Genomic DNA, 1,756 nt, shown 5'->3' with positions numbered 1-1,756 from the left:
ATGGACGAATCACATCGGCAACATCCAATAGCGCCAGACCCATTTCCGAAGTAATATTGTTGGGTACAGATTGAGAAAGCGTGTCTGCTGCATTCTTTTCCCCTAACCACTTCTCCATGTTTTCATTGATCCATCTCGCCGCATTCATCGCACCCATAATCATACGCATACTACGCGGATCAGATAAATTCTTCTTTAAAAGCTGGATATCTTCTAGGATAAAATCAAATACATCTGATCCTGATTTGATTTGGATGGTTTGTTTTAGCTCTTCTATTGAAGTTTGAGTACTGTTTATCAAATCAGAAACGATGGACGGATCGTTTTCGAGAGGTGCTTGAAAACCGTTGGTGGAATTCATCCCTTCCTGATCATCAGGTAACAATTTGATAAAATCTCCTCGTTTCACTATGGTCATGATTGCGTTTTTAGTGAACAGGTCGGATTGTTCCATGGCATCTAATAAAAATTTCCTGCTGGCGGGTGCAATCAGCTGCTCCGTGACATCCACAAACAACCTTCCACCTGCCTTTTGCATGGGGCGCAAAGCTGTTAACTGGAATATAGACATTCCCAGTGGTTTCATGGGGTCGCTCATCATTTGCTGATGGCCGACGGATAGATAGACGCGATTCTCCTGGTCATTCGCTTCAGGGATGGGGTATAACGTAGTGATTGGCCGGCTCTGGACAATATAAAATGTATCATCTGCCAAACACCATTCAATGTCTTGCGGGCAGCCAAATTGCGCTTCGATCTGTCTTCCGATGCGGGCTAGCTGTAAAATCTGCTGGTCAGTAAGTGTTTGAGTCTTTTGCTGATCAGGACCAATCTGCTGTGTCTCTGTTCCGCCTTCTTTTCGTCCATAGATCGCCAATTTTTTGGCTGCTATCCTCTTATCGACGATTGCCTCTTCCCGCACTTTATAACAATCGGCCGTAACCAAACCAGAGACCAGTGCTTCCCCAAGCCCAAAACTGGCATCGATGGATAGCAACTTTCGGTTAGCAGTAATCGGATCTGCTGTAAATAAAATCCCTGACGCCTCCGGAAAAACCATCCTTTGAACGAGAACAGATAAATAAACTTGTCTGTGGTCAAACCCTTTTTGCATTCGGTAGATCACCGCACGCTCTGTAAAAAGGGAAGCCCAACACTTGCTGATATGCTGCAAGATTGCTTCTTTTCCGATGACATTTAAAAAGCTGTCATGCTGGCCAGCAAAAGAGGCATATGGTAAATCTTCAGCAGTCGCACTAGAACGCACAGCATAAGCATGATCATCACCAAACTTGGAGAGATAGTGATCAACTTCTTTCACAACATCAGCTGGAATTTCTACTTCCATAAGGATTTGCCGAATCTTCTTGCTGATTTCACCAATTTGATCTCGATTCTCTACGTTTAGCGATGTTAGTTGATCCAGCAATGCGTGAAAGATTTCATTTTGTTCGATGGCTTTTTGATATCCCTCGGTTGTAACACAAAATCCTTCTGGCACATGTATTCCTTGAATTTTGGATAATTCCCCTAAATGCAATCCTTTTCCGCCAACAAGCCAAAGCTGTGTTTGATCCATTTCCTGAAAACCGAGAACCACAGAACTCATTCTACATCTCCCCTAACCATTATATTTTTGGTTTCATTGATGCTGCGAATGCTAGCCACTGCCCTTTGCCTGTAGTACGATTTAGGTTTGCTGACCAGATCGTCATCTAAATCCCTCCAACAAACCTCATCAGTTTCTACTGCATTT

Annotated in this window: 1 protein-coding gene; it reads right to left on the bottom strand. The window is 43.5% G+C overall.

Annotation, left to right across the window (positions count from 1 at the left end; all coding sequences use genetic code 11):
- Positions 1-1,609, bottom strand: a 1,609-nt coding sequence (gene ppsA / locus WB217_RS00005) for a phosphoenolpyruvate synthase (protein WP_423989442.1), incomplete at its 3' end; no start/stop codon positions are given.
- Positions 1,610-1,756 lie beyond the last annotated feature (147 nt).

The organism is Mesobacillus sp. (genome assembly GCF_049588175.1).
Lineage (GTDB): Bacteria > Bacillota > Bacilli > Bacillales > Cytobacillaceae > Mesobacillus.
This window is presented reverse-complemented; position numbering and strand designations above follow the sequence as displayed.